Annotated in this window: 14 protein-coding genes; 8 read left to right on the top strand and 6 right to left on the bottom strand. The window is 44.9% G+C overall.

Going from position 1 to position 15,680, the window contains the following annotated elements; translation table 11 throughout:
- Positions 1-201: 201 nt before the first annotated feature.
- Both FS628_RS17515 and msrA read left to right on the top strand, forming a co-directional pair.
- Entirely contained in the window at positions 202-459 is a 258-nt protein-coding gene (locus tag FS628_RS17515; RefSeq protein WP_062835823.1) for a GlsB/YeaQ/YmgE family stress response membrane protein, read from the top strand.
- A 374-nt stretch (positions 460-833) separates the two neighbouring features.
- Positions 834-1,349, top strand: coding sequence for a peptide-methionine (S)-S-oxide reductase MsrA (gene msrA, locus FS628_RS17510; RefSeq protein ID WP_145323883.1), 516 nt, complete (start codon positions 834-836; stop codon positions 1,347-1,349).
- A gap of 120 nt (positions 1,350-1,469) precedes the next feature.
- On the opposite strand, the gene FS628_RS17505 is transcribed toward msrA, so the two are convergent.
- Positions 1,470-2,741, bottom strand: coding sequence for a PQQ-binding-like beta-propeller repeat protein (locus tag FS628_RS17505; protein ID WP_145323881.1), 1,272 nt, complete (start codon positions 2,739-2,741; stop codon positions 1,470-1,472).
- Between the two features lie 260 nt (positions 2,742-3,001).
- On the opposite strand from FS628_RS17505, the gene FS628_RS17500 reads away from it, so the two are divergent.
- From FS628_RS17500 to FS628_RS17490, 3 genes are all read left to right on the top strand, one after another.
- Positions 3,002-3,598, top strand: a complete 597-nt coding sequence (locus FS628_RS17500; RefSeq protein ID WP_145323879.1) for a restriction endonuclease — start codon at positions 3,002-3,004, stop codon at positions 3,596-3,598.
- 120 nt (positions 3,599-3,718) lie between these two features.
- Entirely contained in the window at positions 3,719-3,940 is a 222-nt protein-coding gene (locus FS628_RS17495; RefSeq protein ID WP_145323877.1) for a hypothetical protein, read from the top strand.
- Positions 3,941-4,085: 145 nt separating this feature from the next.
- The gene (locus FS628_RS17490; protein ID WP_145324236.1) at positions 4,086-5,315 is read left to right on the top strand and encodes a DNA glycosylase AlkZ-like family protein; all 1,230 of its coding nucleotides are present in this window, start codon (positions 4,086-4,088) and stop codon (positions 5,313-5,315) included.
- A 184-nt stretch (positions 5,316-5,499) separates the two neighbouring features.
- Here FS628_RS17490 and fabV read toward each other — a convergent pair whose 3' ends face one another.
- Positions 5,500-6,693 (bottom strand): enoyl-ACP reductase FabV, encoded by a 1,194-nt coding sequence (fabV, locus tag FS628_RS17485; protein ID WP_145323875.1) that lies wholly within the window; start codon positions 6,691-6,693, stop codon positions 5,500-5,502.
- Positions 6,694-7,640: 947 nt separating this feature from the next.
- Entirely contained in the window at positions 7,641-9,503 is a 1,863-nt protein-coding gene (locus FS628_RS17475; RefSeq protein WP_186327844.1) for an ABC transporter substrate-binding protein, read from the bottom strand.
- A 114-nt stretch (positions 9,504-9,617) separates the two neighbouring features.
- Between FS628_RS17475 and FS628_RS17470 the strand changes: the two genes are divergently transcribed.
- Positions 9,618-10,223 (top strand): non-canonical purine NTP pyrophosphatase, encoded by a 606-nt coding sequence (locus FS628_RS17470; protein WP_145323871.1) that lies wholly within the window; start codon positions 9,618-9,620, stop codon positions 10,221-10,223.
- On the top strand, positions 10,216-11,208 hold the full coding sequence (locus FS628_RS17465) for a DMT family transporter (protein WP_260871072.1): 993 nt from the start codon (positions 10,216-10,218) through the stop codon (positions 11,206-11,208). Before FS628_RS17470 ends, FS628_RS17465 begins: the two co-directional genes overlap by 8 nt.
- Before the next feature lie 133 nt (positions 11,209-11,341).
- On the opposite strand, the gene FS628_RS17460 is transcribed toward FS628_RS17465, so the two are convergent.
- Both FS628_RS17460 and FS628_RS17455 read right to left on the bottom strand, forming a co-directional pair.
- Positions 11,342-12,157: a class I SAM-dependent methyltransferase gene (locus FS628_RS17460; protein WP_145323869.1), complete on the bottom strand. Its 816-nt coding sequence runs from the start codon at positions 12,155-12,157 to the stop codon at positions 11,342-11,344.
- Positions 12,158-12,229: 72 nt separating this feature from the next.
- Entirely contained in the window at positions 12,230-13,147 is a 918-nt protein-coding gene (locus FS628_RS17455; protein WP_145324232.1) for a helix-turn-helix transcriptional regulator, read from the bottom strand.
- A gap of 113 nt (positions 13,148-13,260) precedes the next feature.
- Here FS628_RS17455 and FS628_RS17450 point away from each other — a divergent pair, with 113 nt between their 5' ends.
- Complete coding sequence (locus tag FS628_RS17450) at positions 13,261-14,694, top strand: glycoside hydrolase family 1 protein (RefSeq protein ID WP_145323867.1); 1,434 nt, start codon at positions 13,261-13,263, stop codon at positions 14,692-14,694.
- Positions 14,695-14,855: 161 nt separating this feature from the next.
- Here FS628_RS17450 and FS628_RS17445 read toward each other — a convergent pair whose 3' ends face one another.
- Positions 14,856-15,521 (bottom strand): phosphatase PAP2 family protein, encoded by a 666-nt coding sequence (locus FS628_RS17445; protein ID WP_145324230.1) that lies wholly within the window; start codon positions 15,519-15,521, stop codon positions 14,856-14,858.
- Positions 15,522-15,680: the final 159 nt, after the last annotated feature.

The raw sequence follows: 15,680 nt of genomic DNA, 5'->3' as shown, positions 1-15,680 counted from the left end.
TACATAACGCAGCCCTGAGCTGGTGAGATGCCGGAAAGTGACGCGATCTGTTTCCATACTGGGCCAAGGCCTGTTTTGCAGAGAAGGATGCATAGGGACAAACGGGAATATGCAAAAATTTTTATGCCAATTGTTTAAATGCTTCTGTAGCGGTTAATAGTAGACAGACAACAACAAAAACTTTAATTAGAGGTGAATGATATGGGTTGGTTATGGTCATTAATTATCGGTGGTATCATTGGTTGGTTGGCAGGTCTGATCGTTGGTCGTGACATTCCGGGTGGTGTTATTGGTAACATCATTGCTGGTTTCATCGGTGGATGGTTAGGTGGAGTCATCTTGGGAGATATGGGTCCTGAGATGGGCGGATTCCACATTGTACCTGCATTGATTGGTGCGATTGTTCTTGTAGCGATCGTAAGCTTGATCTTCCGTTCGATGGGTCGTAGTCGCGGGTAACGTATTCAAAATAATTTTTGAATAAGTTGTCAGCCATATGCATTACAAAATGAAGAGGTTGATTGAGAGCCATAACGATGGCTTTCAATCAACCTCTTGTTGTTTTAAAATATATGAAGATATGCATATTAAGCTATCTATATAAATTGAACTAACTTTTACACGAGAAAGTAGAGGACAGAAATAACCTGAAGAAGTGGAGCTAAAAGCTTTCTGCAAGAAAGCTGCTTCGAAAGCATACACTCGCCTTTATCACCAGATTTCCCCTTGTAAAGCCAAATATAAAAAATCTGGGGATAACAGCGATCAGAGGGTTGTTCTGTCATCGGAGTGGTAAGTGTAAAGGGTAGTTTCGATAAGAGGGGATGAACGGAATGGAAAAAGCTACATTCGCCGGCGGATGTTTCTGGTGTATGGTTACACCGTTTGAAGAACAACCGGGCATTCATGGTATTGTATCGGGTTATGCCGGCGGTCACGTCGAGAATCCAACATATGAGCAGGTCAAAACCGGAGAGACTGGTCATATCGAAGTCGTTGAAATTACATTTGATCCAGATGTATTCCCTTATGAACGACTGCTGGAGCTGTACTGGCCCCAGATTGATCCGACGGATGACGGAGGCCAGTTCCAGGATCGGGGTACACAGTATCGTACAGCGATCTTTGTGCATAATGAACGTCAGCGTGAGCTTGCTGAACAGTCCAAGCAGGACCTTGCAGCTAGTGGACGATTCGATCAACCCATTGTTACGGAAATTCGTGATGCTGTCGTATTTTATCCGGCTGAAGACTATCATCAGGATTATCACAAGAAAAACGAGAAACACTATAAGGAAGACCGTGCGTTATCCGGACGGGACGAGTTTATAGAAGAGAATTGGAAATAGGATAAGTATATCCTGACATGTGAAAAGCCGGAGAGTTCTTTATAGAACTTTTCCGGCTTTTTGGCTAGTGTATGGAACTAGAATCATAGGCATACGATAAAGAGCCAGAAAGACTCTTTTTTATTTTGCAGGAGTGGGCTTCAGTACATATTTGGACAATGTCTCTTTGTTCATGGAATAGATGATATCATCCATATAAGTAGAGATACCTTCTAATGAAGGAACTGAAGCACTAGTGGTGTAGACATGTACATCTTCCAGCTTCTGTGGATCAAGAATGTATCCTGTTTTGGCAAAATCAAGCTGGTACTGTCCATCCTGTGTCTGGTCCACACGCATAAGTGCAGGCTGTGCGTCCTTGAATGTACGCTCGGTCACTTTACCTTTCATCGTGTACAGTTCCAGCTTCTGCCCTGTCAGGACTGTATAGCTGTTACCAGCTGTCTGAATGTAGGCATCACCAGCAATGGCACGTCCCCAAGCGAGCTTGCCATCGATGCCAAAGCCAATCAGTCGGTTACCCGTGTTCTCGAAATTGGCGCGCATAATAATAGAACCATCGCTCAGAATAGCCAGTGATTCACCGCCGCCATCTCCTAGTGTATTCGCACTGGAAGGGAATTGGTAGAAGGACAGACGATTCAACGTACGATCATAGATCTCCACTTTGGGATTCGCGGCTTGTTGCCAGAAGTTGCCTACCTTGGTTTGTTTACTGGCATCCACTACAATTCGACCATGATCAGCCTTAAGCACAGCACCGTTAATCGTCTTTTCGGTAATCAGCTTGCCCTTCTTGTCATATAACGAGATGGCTGAGCGAACCGAACCATTCGATTGTACACCCTGACTTGAAGCAACCATCAGCGTATCGTTATCCAGTAGGGAAATGCTTGCAGGTGAATTCACCGTTTTGACCCAGTTGGTCTTGCCCGATGTATTGAATGAGTACAATTTTTTGGTTTTGTCCGAATACTCTATATACACATATGCTGTACCGTTGCTTGCATATACCGAATCGGAGTAGGTTGTGTAAGGGCCGCTTTTCTCATGGAATATCGTATTCCACTTCAATTGTCCAGTTGTAGCATCGAATGCCTGAAGGGAGTCCAGTTGCCAGTCCAGTGTCGTTTTGCTGCTTGTTTTGGTCACAGGCTGGGCAGCATGCACATATACGAGATTTTTCGAAGGCACGGCATAGATTTCCTTGATCAAAACATCTTTCTCTGTATTGGCCTCAGACAGCAACAGAGAAGATGATGTCCACGCCGGTTTGGGCATGGATTCGGGTGAGGCGGCAGCGTAACTCGTTGTATTCATGGTGAAGAGGAGCATGCCGCTAAGAATGAGGGCAGCCCATGTTTTGGACTTGTGTTTGGTCAATGTATGCAAGTGATAAACCACCTTTCTTCTTCGGTTCAAAATAGAACCGATTGTTGAATTTTACCATTGATGTCACATTGAATTCAACCGAACGTACTGTAACCTTTTATCATTCATATATCGTATTAACTTTGTTTGATGAAGTGGGACGGTTACAGGGATTTCATCTTCTTTCGATGAAGGTGGAAGTCTGATATATTTAGTGCGGTGACAAGCCATATCTGCATAAGACGTTGGATACAACATAGGAATGAACAAGGAGAAGAGCTATGAATTGGAGTGAAAATGTGACCCTATGGGTCATTGGATGTATCATCATATTGTTGATATTGACCTGGATTATTCGGCGTGTTATCGGGCGCGGGCAGCGGATCCGAAGTGAAGCCAATCCTCGTAAGATTACGATAAAGGACATCGACAAGATGGAGGACGGTTCGGAATTTGAATTATATCTCTATCATCTATTTGAAGAGCTCGGGTACGATGAGGTTCATAAAACGACAAGCAGCCGGGACTTCGGGGCTGATCTTGTATTTGTTGATCGACTCGGCAGACGAAGTGTTGTACAAGCAAAGCGATATGGTGCGAACCATCCCGTAGGGTTGAGTGCTGTGCAGGAAATCTATACATCCATGCGTTATTATGAAGCCGACCGATCGATTGTATTGACGTCTGCCCGTTACACCGAAGCCTGCCGGACACTTGCAGCGGTCAATGGAGTGAAGTTGCTGGACCGGGAAGACCTGATGGAGTTAATTCTGTTATTCAAAGCGAAAAGAATGGCAGAAGCACTGGAACTGATTGAGGAAGATGATCACGAACCGATTGAGACGTGGCAGTCCAGGCGAAAGCGGCAATCCCGCTAAGTACTTGGGTGGAAGCCTTTTTAATGGTGTATATGCCCATTCCAGTAGGATGCACCTTCACTTGCGTAGCTGCACATGATATATTGAGTGTATATCAACCAAAGGAGTGTGTAATCCATTATGGCACGTACACAAACACAAAAAGCATTACGCAAAGCAGAACGGTCAGGTAAGTGGTGCACAGAACAGAGTCGGAGAGTCAACGGAGATTATGGTGCACTATCCCAGCATGTACGCCTCATGCCTACAAAGCAGGAAAAATTGCAAAAGGTCAAACACAAGAAGCAGATCATCCAGGATGGTGGTGCTTCTTTTTATTTTGTCTATGAGGTTGCGGGATAAGTAATACGATACGATAGAATTCTTTCTTTGGTTGGAAAGTAATGATGTGGACTGTTAAAATCAATGTATCGTTATGAATTGGACTATTAATCCTTGGATATATAAATGAAGGGAAGAACCTATACATATGACAACAGCGCTGCACATGAATAAGAAAATCGTTCGGCGTTTTTTGCTGCGCACACAAGCTTTACTGGGACGTTGGCCCGCAGTTTCCTCACCTTCGGGACCCGACCAAGTGATGAGTCTGATCCGCTCCCTTGGCTGTGTGCAGATCGATCCTGTGGCTGCTGTAACCGGGAACCAGCATTTGGTGCTGGGTGCTCGCGACCCTGGTTATACTTCTAACAGTTTAAATGCGCTGCTGAGTGATCACAAAGTGTTTGAATATTTTGCAAATGCCGCCTGTGTCATTCCAATCGAAGACTATGCTCTTTTTGAACCTGTGCGTGCTCGGTTAAGGGAGCGTCTGGCTCCGTCCTTACAAGGTCTGGAGAAAACAGTGCAGCATGTGTTACAGCGTTTGAAGGAAGAGGGTCCTTTGCCTTCAAGAGCTTTTCGTGCTGTAGAAAGGGTAAGTGGTTATTGGGACAGTGCGGATGTGCCAAAGACCAAGGATACAACACTTGCTCTGAATCTACTGTTGGACTCCGCTGTGATTCGTGTGGTGGCGAGGCAGGGGAATGAACGTTATTTTCATATTACCGAATCCGAATTGCAGCAACAGGGACTTCCGATGAAAGAAGACATGGATGTGTTTGCCCAGAGACAGGCTCTGCTGGATAAATACATTCATGCATATCGGGTTGTAGATGCCCGTGATCCCCGTCTGGGCTGGCTCAAATCTACAGCGGCTGAACGTCGGGCTGATATCGCTGCCCGTGTGTCAGATGGGCGAATGATCCCGCTTGAGGTGGAGGATGTGGCGACGCCTTATTATATTCGTGCTGAAGATGAGGATTTGCTACTGCATATGGAAAGGGAAGAGCCACACTATGATCCGTCAGGTCCGGTACGATTCTTGCCGCCGCTGGACAACCTGTTATGGAGAAGAGAACGAATCGTGGATTTATTTGATTTTCATTATAAATGGGAGATTTATACGCCAGAGGTGAAAAGAACCTACGGTTATTATGCCATGCCTATTCTTCACGGTGATCGGTTGATTGGACGTATGGACCCCAGACTGGATCGCAAAACTGGAGTACTTACCGTTCGTTTGTTATCGATGGAAGAGACTGCTCCACCTGTGGAGGAATGGATCACGGATTTTCGGGAGGGACTTCAATTCTTTGCGTCCATGCATGGAGCACGTTCCATTACTATCGAGAAGACGGTACCAAAAGAGCTGAAAAAGCTGCTTAAATCAATTTGATTAGGGAATATGCGAGGACAGTAAGGGCATGGGAATTGGAATTATAATGGATAAAAGGATCTAAGAAGGGCAAAAAAAAAGGGGGAGCCAGACGGCTCCTCCTTCAATGATTTTAAAATCATATCTTTAGCAATACATCCGCAGTGCTAAAGAGAGCCTAAGCTCATGACCGCACAAGAATTCTCTAATTCACCAGATGGGGCACTTCAACGTTCGGATCAACGTCTGCTTCATAATCCACACCATCGGTTTCAAAACCAAACAGCTGGAAGAATTCGCGCCGGTAACCTTCAAGATCGGACAGATCGTAGATGTTTTCTGTGGTCAATTCATTCCAGAGCTTCGCCACTTCTTCCTGAACGTCAGCTCTCATCTCCCAATCGTCAATGCGAATGCGACCTTCTGCATCGGTTGGAACTTCTCCCCCCGCATACAGGCGATCAGCGAACAGACGTTGCAATTGCTCAATGCAGCCTTCGTGCAAGCCTTTTTCTTTCATGACTTTGTACAATGCTGAGATGTACAGCGGTACAACTGGAATCGCGGAGCTGGATTGAGTCACCAGCGCTTTGGCTACAGTTACGTATGCACGTCCACCTTTTGCACTCAGACGATCATTCAGCTTGTGTGCAGTCGCTTCCAGATGATTCTTGGCCTGACCGATGGAACCATCACGATAGATGGCATGGGTAAGTTCAGGACCGATGTAGGAGAAAGCGATCGTTGTTGCATCATCAGCAAGCACGCCGCCTTGTTGCAGGGCATCCATCCATAGTTCCCAATCGTCTCCACCCATTACGGTTACCGTCTGACGAATTTCTTCTTCGTTTGCCGGTTCCAGAGTAACGGAGCTGATTTCGCCTGTGTGGAAGTTTACCGTTTTGTTCGTATAGGATTGTCCGATTGGCTTCAGCACAGAGTTGAATACTTCACCCGTGTTCGGATCGGTACGGCGTGCCGAGGCTACGCTGTATACGACCAGATCCACCTGACCGAGTTCACTGCGAATCAGTTCAACGGCTTTGTCTCTTGTTTCGTTTGCGAATGCATCACCTGTAATGCTGTACGATTTCAGACCTGCTTCTTCAGCGGCTTTTTCAAATGCAGCGGAGTTGTACCAGCCTGCAGAAGCCGTACGTTTCTCTGTGGAACTGCTTGGACGATAAATGCCGACCGTATTCGCTCCTGCTCCAAAAGCAGAAACAACGCGTGACGCCAGTCCGTATCCGGTGGAAGCACCGATGACGAGCACATTACGGGGGCCTTTCAGCTCCGGCTGGGATTTTACATAATCAATCTGTTCCTGCACTTGCGCAGCGCAACCTACAGGGTGGGAAGTGGTACAAATAAAACCACGTGTTCTTGGTTTAATAATCATTTATTTGCATCCTTTCATATTCAGCTCATGTTTCAGCATTTCGATAAAATGCTCTTACACATACTTTCTTATTGTAAAACAATTATCTGGGAAACGGAAACTGTTTCGGTTGATTTTGCCGGAAGGGTGGCGTTATAACTTTATTAACTCACAGGCAATGTTGTAGCCTTCTTCTGATTCGGTAATGCTTTTTGTAGAAATGCAACTTCGTCATTGTCGAAGTAATCGATCTTGGTTTTGCCTTAGACTGATTAAGGGCGTGTTGTGGCTGCGTGGATACGTGCTGATCATCTGCACGTTTGGGATACTGATGATCATTTTATCTTTAGTCAAACAAAAAGACCTTGAAGTATTGAAATTTATCAAAGCCTACACAGTTATTTTTAAGCTCAACTGAACATTGACTCGCAATATTACTTAGCTAGATTTGTAACCTTCTTTTCTTTGGGGTGCCGTATTACACACCAATACTGACAAGATCATTGACAAGAAAACTTGGCAATTCGTTGGGAGGAATTTCACATCAACAAAGATGAAATATTGTCGAAAAGCAGGAAAGAAAACGAGGATAAGAACCTATATAATCAGAAGTCCAATTCAAAGCGGGAAATGTTGGTGCTATTTCGGCAATCGTATTGGCTACCCTCTTTTTTGTGAAGCAGAGTCTGCTTGACTACATGCAGTCATAACGAACCCAATTGGATTAAGCAATTGTTTAATGGATTTGCATAGTTTATGGTTGTCATTATTGATATCATGGGCCCAGAAAACATAGTACCTCTTAAAGTCGCTAAAATAGCGACTTTTTTGGTTTTTCGGTAGAAGTTTTTCCCGAGTCGAGTCAAGTATAAGGACTGGTACCGATTAAGATTAGAACAGTACATTTCCGACCACCTTTCGTTAAGCTATTTGAACATGCTTCTATCACGACTGTGATGAGAACTTGTTCAAATTAAGTACGGTCGTAAGGCAAGTCTATAAAAATCCGCCCAACCATAAGCGTTTGTTTGCATTCCTATTAGTCGATTGTCGTAGTATGTGGTCTGGTTTAGGTGGTACAAAAAGAATACAGCCCGTGTATTTCTGAGCCATTGTTCCGTTTCCTGGGTCTTTTGGATCCGTTTGTTCACATCGGGCTCGCTTTCGATCATACGTAATCTAATGTGTAGATGCTCATAAATCTCAGGGGATAGGTGCCTACGTACGACGTGACGATCATCAAACATAAGACGTAAGAAAGAAATAACTGAATTATCATCAACAACAGCGTTAGCTAATACAAGGTCTGCGGCATCGATTATCTCTGGCCGTATAAACTCTTCATAATCTCGAACCTCTACGTTGATTTTTATTCCATATTCAGCGCATTGTTCGCTAAACCAGCGAGCATTACGCTCCAAGGAATCCCCCAAGATATGATAGGTCAGAAGCGATAGTGATTGTTCTGGTTGAAAGGGAGGTGGCACTAGAAAAGTAGGTTCTGTTTTCAAGTAGCTATGATCATCATTCATACATTCATGCTCTAGCATTCGGTCCGCTATTAGGCTCCATTCTGGGAGAAAACTGTACGCTGCACTATAGGTATGATCGTTGAGACCAGCATTCATGCGTTGCGGATTAGCTGCAAGACAAAGCCAGCGACGAAAATCGCTAGATTTGAGAGGTCCTGGCTTGTTCAACTGAAATGTCATATACGTGCATCCCGCTTCAACTTTTTCAATGTCAGGTGGACGATTGTTTCGTGTGTGAAGTTGAAAAGGATGAATATAAGGGAGCGTATCCCCTGCCATTTCCTTTATCGGCAATGGACGATAACGAGTTTCCGGTATGATCCACAGTTCCACTCGGTCGAGCTGAGCTCGTCCCGAAAAATAAGCAGGGAAGGCCTCAAGGATAATCTGGAAGTTATCGTTCTCAATCACCCGGAACGGGCCACTTCCAATAGGAAAACGTGCAAATTCCCCAGGCGATAGTTTTGAGGAAGAAAGGGGAAGGATTGAAGCACGCGGAGAAGCAAACAGTTGGGGAAGAAGATGATAAGGTCGTTTAAGCTTAATCTCTACACAGTAAGGGCCTAATGCTCGAATACGATCCAATGGAAGCTCAGTCCATTCCGTTCGTCCAAAATCAGTAGATGTTAAACGCTTAAGGGTATAGACAACATCCTTCGCATGCAATTCGGAATTATCGTGAAAGAGTATCCCTTTTCGTATGTAAAAAGTCCATGTGGTTTCCATGTTATCCGTTTCCCAGTAATAAGCCACATGAGGAATGATTTCGTTGTTGTCATCACTCATAGTAAGAAGCGTATCAAAGAGTTGCCTAGCCATATGCCACTCTGTGCGTCGAAGGGTAAATATAGGATCTAGATTAGGCATACTTCGGTAAAAGGGCAGACGCAGGGTGTCTAGTTGATAATTCTCAGTCTTATCGACTCGGTAACCATACTGTCCCTCTAGCCAATGTACAAAACGACCACGTGTTATATCATCCGCGTCATGCTCTTCAAGTAATCTTATTCCATCATGAAACCTTCCTTTACTCGTTGCTTCCTGGGCGAGTGTAAGCACTACCTCCGCTTCAGAAGTTAATATCGTCAGTGTTGAACGATTACCTCTTCCGCGCCCTGGGGACCAAGCGATCCACCCAATCGTAGACAAACGACGTACGATCCACTTTACATTACGTGGTGTACAGTTCCATACTGTGCCCAGCTCTTGTAAAGTCGTCTTCTGTGAAATCTGTGGTTCTAGCTTGCCAAATAATTTTTTGAGATTGAAGAAATGCTCCGATAACTGCAGAAGATTCACCTCCAAATAAAAGGGGAAGTTTTAAATCGAAAAGTATACTCTTTTTATATCCCTTTTTTCAACTACAATCATAGCATACGAACCATAAACTTAGCTGGATGGGAGGCTCATATTATGGAAATTATTTTTGCCACTTGGAATCCAAGAAAAACTCAATGGATAAAGGAAGGACTATTGAAATTACCGATTCCAATAAGGGCGTTGTTTGCAGGTGAAGTGGACGAAGTTGATGAGAATGGAAATACCTTTGAGGAAAATGCACTTTTAAAAGCCAACGCAGTTCAGATAGCATTAAATAGGATAATCGTTGCGGAAGACTCAGGATTATGTGTACATGTTTTAGACGGAGACCCAGGTGTTCGTACTGCCCGGTGGGCTCCAGGTACGGATGATGATCGAAGTTTAAAATTGCTTGAGGAGTTAAAACATGTAACCAACCCTTTACTTCGTGCAGCACGATTTAAAAGTGTAATCGCAATCCGTTTTCCGGATGGTAGTAGTTCTTTTACATATGGAGAGTTAGAAGGAAGAATTGCGTTCAGTCAACGTGGTAAACTAGCGAGCGGGTATTCTCGCATCTTTGAGTTACCCAACGGGCTAACCATCGCTGAAAATGGAGTTGAAGTCAATGATCATCATTCGCAGGCTTTAGCAATGGCAACGGAGCGTATTAAAGAATGGATCATTGCTCACGAAGCAAGAGGTGATTCTCTTGACTAAGGATAGAGTAAGTCATTTTGGTAAAGTCAAAGATCATTATTTCCTCGCCATTGGTGCAGCCGTATTAGTCACCTTGCTGTGGTCGACTTCTTACATCCTAAACAAGATTGCATTTCAACATCATATTGGACCTTTTACACTAGCTGGATTACGATACAGCGTTTCAGCAGTAACATTGGTGCTCGTTCGGTTGATTCTGGTAAATCGAAATAGTATAGCACCAAACAAGCATGTTCAGAAGGAAAGAGTACGTATCCAATTACGACCATATTATATAATTGTTCTAGGAGTAACTGGGTATCTAATGGCACAGGGACTGCAGTACGCAGGACAGATACTAATTACACCAACACAAACGAGCATGATGCTCTCCGTTGGTAACACTGCAGCTTTAATTGTACTAGACGTTTGTTGGCTCAGAGAGTTACGTTGTCGCTCATCATTTTTAGGGATATTGGCAGCAATGGCTGGTGTTATCATTTTCTATTTTCCTTGGGATTTTGGGGGAAGCCATTTTACTGGAATTGTTCTAATACTCGCTTCTTGTGCTGGATATGCTATCCATCTGGGACTAACAAGGCACTTACTTAAAAACGGAAAAGCAAGTCCAGGTGATTTAGTTCTCATGCCCATGGCGATTGGTGCCTTTGGGATGTTAGCAATCGGTCTGATTTTTGAAGGTTTACCAAGCTTCTCTTGGCCACTTGTCGGGATCATACTTTGGTTAGGGATCATTAATGGTTCATTTGCATTCTCCTTATGGACTTGGAGTCAAAAGCACTTGCGAGCCTATGAAAACAGTCTAATCAACAATTTGATGCTATTGGAGGTAGCTGCATTGGATATTCTCATTTTACATCGTAATTTTTCGGTTGTTGAAGTGTTGGGACTACTGATTGTAGGATTTGCTGTAGTATTCGTACAAATATACTCTTATTTTAAAAGACCTACTCATCAGCCAGATGATGATTACTTAAACAACTAGACCGCAATTAGTGGAATTCCAGTAGAAATGAAGCCTTGAACCTGTGAACCCGAAAGCCTTGTATTTTGAGGAAGTTAACTCTAAAGAAGCCGATTCCTGGAGGAGTCGGCTTCTTGGGGGCGTTAGCAAGCAATCAGACAATGCCTAGGCGCATTCGATAAGAAAAGAGTACTGTTCTGGATTCTCCGTCAAATACACGATTAGCCAGCGCTCTGAACTCGTCGGCAGCTGTTAATAGATCGTCAGCTCCGAGCTTCAATGCCGTTTGCAGCCCGCCTTGACTCAAGGCCAGATTGACGTAACGATCGGCCGTGAATGTCTCGTGGTGATGAAACACAATTTCCCGAACATAGCGGAACAAGCCAGATTGCTGAATCTGCTGCAGATGTCCATCCTTGCTCCATTTATGTGCCTGGTTCTCTTGGCTAGAAAGTTGTGAAGCACGGTCATCTGCTATAGAGACTAATTGTTGGTAGGCTTGTTCAAGCTGCCAATTCAGCATTGGAGGCCAGTCACAGTCATAAGCGGCGAAGATGCCTCCTGGTCGCAACACACGGGCGAACTCGCGCAGTGTGGGTTGGGGTTCCATCCAGTGAAACGATTGGGAGCAGGTCAACACATCGACACTGCCATCCGGAAGCCCGAGGTCATGAGACAAGCCGGACACAAACCGGAGGTTATCCGGCTTGCCCGCAGATTCCCACTTGGACTCCGCTACAGACCTCATGTCATCGCTGGGTTCGAAGCCAATAATGCGTTCTGCCTTATTAAGCCAAATCCACGAGGATAAGCCGGTGCCACAGCCAACATCTGCGACCATACGTGGTGTTCTGCCAAGATATGTCGTTAGAATATCCACCACTTCAGTGGGAGCGGCGGGTCGATTCTGATCGTATAACGTACCGAAACCTTTGAAACGTTCCACATTGTTGCGTCTGATGTCTTGCATGGATAAACCTCCTTCGGTCAGATGTAGATTGAGAGTCACCTGATATCAAAAGTTGTATAGGCCTATATTATATCATTCATTGTCGGGTTGTTTGTTCATGACGTTCTGCAAATGTTCAACGGCTTTGATGTGGCGCCTGAGCAACTCTTGTCCAACATGAGCGGGCTCGATTACGGTCAACTCGGAACCAAACGATAGCAGAAAGGAGTATAGCCATTCCCCTACATTCAGTTCGAGAGACACACGCAGTCTGCCATCCGGCTCATTTGTAATGAGAGACGGTTCAAAAAAATCATGAACTCGGTATGCGATAGTGCTAGAGAATGAGAGTGTCAGAGGCGTCATGGCGGTGGCAGCCTCTGATTCAGGATGGGTTGATTCTGCAGTGACGGGATGATCATGTTTTCGCGTCAGAAAAGTCAACTGGGTGATCCGTTTCATCTTGAATGTCTCGAATTCTCTCCGATCAGGATCATCATGAATATATCCTTTGAAGTACCACGTACTATTCTTGAATATAAGCTTTTGTGGCTCCACAGTCGGGATGCTTTTCTCACCATCCGAATTAACATAATGAAACGTAATCAGTTGATTCGTTAATATAGCCTGTTTCACCTGATTGAACAGTTCTCTCTCTTGCAGGGGGATGCTGCCCCATGGTGAGAAATTGAATTCGATCCAATCCAGTTTGTGATCAAACAAGGCGGTTAACCGTTGAAGCATATGGGCACTGTTCAGATGGGGAATCGCACTGACGCTATAGAGACCCATCAAAATTTCATTTTGGTCTTCTTCCGACAGCAGCGACTTGTCCATGACATAGTTGTCCATCAGATGAATACCGCCATGCTTGCCGGTCGTGGTATAGACGGGAATACCCGCAGCGCTCAGCCGGTCGATATCACGGTATACCGTGCGTACAGAAATCTCGAACAAACGGGCGAGTTCGGGGGCAGTAGCTTTCTTTTTCTCCAATAACAAAAGCAACATTCGAAATAATCGGTTATTTTCCATGCCATGATTATACCATGACAATAGGTGTCAGGGTATGGATGGTACACTGGTTACATAGTCTTTGTTGAGATAAGAAGGAGGAACTGATCATGACAATGAAAGAAGGATTTTACTGGGGTGGCGCAACGGCTGCCAATCAATTCGAGGGTGGATGGAATCAAGGTGGCAAAGGGCCAAGCACGTCTGACATGATGACAGGGGGGACCCACACGATCCCACGCCGGATTACGCCTGTATTGGAAGAGGGCACGTATTATCCGAGCCATGAGGCGGTTGATTTTTACGGACATTACAAAGAAGATATTGCCATGATGGCAGAGATGGGTTTCAAAATGTTCCGCATGTCCATCAACTGGTCCCGTATCTATCCAAATGGTTACGATCTGGAACCAAACGAAGAGGGATTGCAGTTCTACGATAATGTTTTTGCCGAGTTGAAAAAGTACAATATTGAGCCGCTCGTAACGATCTCCCATTATGAAACGCCATTCGGTCTGACACAGAAGTATAACGGTTGGGCTTCCCGTGAAGTCATCGACTGTTATATCCGTTACTGTACAACCCTTTTCAACCGTTACAAGGATCAAGTGAAATACTGGCTGACATTCAACGAGATCAACTGTCTGACAATGCCGATGGGTGCTTATATGGCGGCAGGTATTCTATTTGAAGGCAAAGAGACGCTGGTTGACGGAGTAGATGATCCACAGACTCGTTTCCAGGCATTGCATCATCAATTCGTCGCGAGTGCCAAAGCAGTGAAGCTGGGACATGAGATCAACCCTGATTTCCAGATCGGCTGTATGGTCGCTTTCATGACAACCTATCCAAACACATGTAACCCGGACGACATGTTGCTCGCACAGAAAAAAGACCAAATCTCCAATATGATCTGCGGTGATGTTCAGGTTCGTGGTGCATACCCTGGATTCGCCAAACGTTTCTTCGCGGAGCAGGGTATCCAGATCGAGATGCAACCGGGAGACGAGAAGACTCTGCGTGAAGGTTGCGTAGACTTTTACTCCTTCAGTTATTACATGTCTTTGGTTGAAAGTGCAGACGAGTCCCTCGAGAGAGCAGAAGGTAATCTGCTTGGCGGTATCAAAAATCCATATCTCGAAGCCTCCGACTGGGGTTGGCAGATCGATCCGAAAGGACTGCGTTACACGTTGAATCATCTGTATGATCGTTATCAGATTCCATTGATGGTGGTTGAGAACGGTCTGGGTGCTGTTGATGTGGTAGAGGAAGACGGCTCCATTCAGGATGACTATCGCATTGATTATCTGAAAGGTCACATTGAACAGATGAAAGAAGCGGTAGCTGACGGCGTAGATCTCATTGCCTACACGATGTGGGGATGTATCGACCTGGTTAGTGCTTCAACTGGAGAGATGAAGAAGCGTTATGGCTTCATTCATGTCAATAAGGACAACGACGGTAATGGGGACCTTAGCAGAACACCGAAGAAGAGTTTCCACTGGTACAAAAAAGTCATTGAATCCAATGGTGAAGAATTATAATTTGGCGTAAAAATACAAGACATGCCTGTTCCCTTAAATGGGACAGGCGGGTTCATATGGTCCTGAACGAGTTCAGAACTACGATATATGAATGTAGAAATACCCGGCGATCCTTCAGTTAAGGAAAGCCGGGTATTTCTTTGTGCAGTACAATAGCTAGCCTATGCCAGTCTTCTGGAATGCAATGGGGACATGCGCTCCAAATGACGCTGATAAAACCATATGCATGTGGAGAGCCAGCAACCACTTAAGAAGTATCCGCCAACGATATCACTTGGATAGTGAACACCCAAGTAAATACGACTTATCCCGATGGTCACTATAAAGACGGCACTGGCAATGATCATCAGCACACGACCGGTGACGGTGGGTACATGTTTCCAGATCAGAAAGGCCAGTCCACCATATAGGCTGAACGCTGCCATGGAATGTCCGCTGGGGAAACTGTATCCACTCACTTCGATAATCCGGTTAATGGTAGGTCTGGCACGTTGGAATACCAGCTTGAGCAATGCATTTAACAGGGTTGAACCGACGAGTACGCAAGCCAGGAAAAGCAGTTCGCGTTTGTGTCGAAGGCACACGTATAACACAATCATGGCGATGATTGTAATGATAACCACGGGTTTCCCGCCGCCAATCCAGGTGAACAACTGCATGAATTGCGTCATACTGGCGGATTCCAAACCCTGAATCCATCCAATTAGGGTATCATCAAATCGATGAATCTGGTTATCACTGATGGACAGGGCGATGCTTACAAAAGCGATCATGCATAACGCTGCCACGAGCAGCGGGAATGAGATGTTCCTTTTCCAGTTTTGCATCAAATGTTCAGTTCCTCCGCGATGTTTGATTTTGTAGGTTGTGTCTGCGAATGCGATCATAGCCATATTGGTATTGTGCTATAATTTTACAATAAATATTGCAGCAATAAAAATATATAACCTTAACACGGTTGTTCGAGCAGAGAATCTTATAGGGGA

Origin of the sequence: Paenibacillus xylanexedens, assembly GCF_007676705.1 — a bacterium.
GTDB classification, from domain to species: domain Bacteria; phylum Bacillota; class Bacilli; order Paenibacillales; family Paenibacillaceae; genus Paenibacillus; species Paenibacillus xylanexedens_C.
The sequence above is the reverse complement of the archived record's forward strand: the minus strand, read 5'-3'. Positions and strand labels throughout refer to the sequence as shown.

Coding starts and splice junctions, on each gene's coding strand:
- FS628_RS17515 (WP_062835823.1), top strand. CDS start 202: ATGGGTTGGTTATGGTCATTAATTATCGGTGGTATCATTGGTTGGTTG.
- msrA (WP_145323883.1), top strand. CDS start 834: ATGGAAAAAGCTACATTCGCCGGCGGATGTTTCTGGTGTATGGTTACA.
- FS628_RS17500 (WP_145323879.1), top strand. CDS start 3,002: ATGAATTGGAGTGAAAATGTGACCCTATGGGTCATTGGATGTATCATC.
- FS628_RS17495 (WP_145323877.1), top strand. CDS start 3,719: ATGGCACGTACACAAACACAAAAAGCATTACGCAAAGCAGAACGGTCA.
- FS628_RS17490 (WP_145324236.1), top strand. CDS start 4,086: ATGAATAAGAAAATCGTTCGGCGTTTTTTGCTGCGCACACAAGCTTTA.
- fabV (WP_145323875.1), bottom strand. CDS start 6,693: ATGATTATTAAACCAAGAACACGTGGTTTTATTTGTACCACTTCCCAC.
- FS628_RS17470 (WP_145323871.1), top strand. CDS start 9,618: ATGGAAATTATTTTTGCCACTTGGAATCCAAGAAAAACTCAATGGATA.
- FS628_RS17460 (WP_145323869.1), bottom strand. CDS start 12,157: ATGCAAGACATCAGACGCAACAATGTGGAACGTTTCAAAGGTTTCGGT.
- FS628_RS17455 (WP_145324232.1), bottom strand. CDS start 13,147: ATGTTGCTTTTGTTATTGGAGAAAAAGAAAGCTACTGCCCCCGAACTC.
- FS628_RS17450 (WP_145323867.1), top strand. CDS start 13,261: ATGACAATGAAAGAAGGATTTTACTGGGGTGGCGCAACGGCTGCCAAT.
- FS628_RS17445 (WP_145324230.1), bottom strand. CDS start 15,521: ATGCAAAACTGGAAAAGGAACATCTCATTCCCGCTGCTCGTGGCAGCG.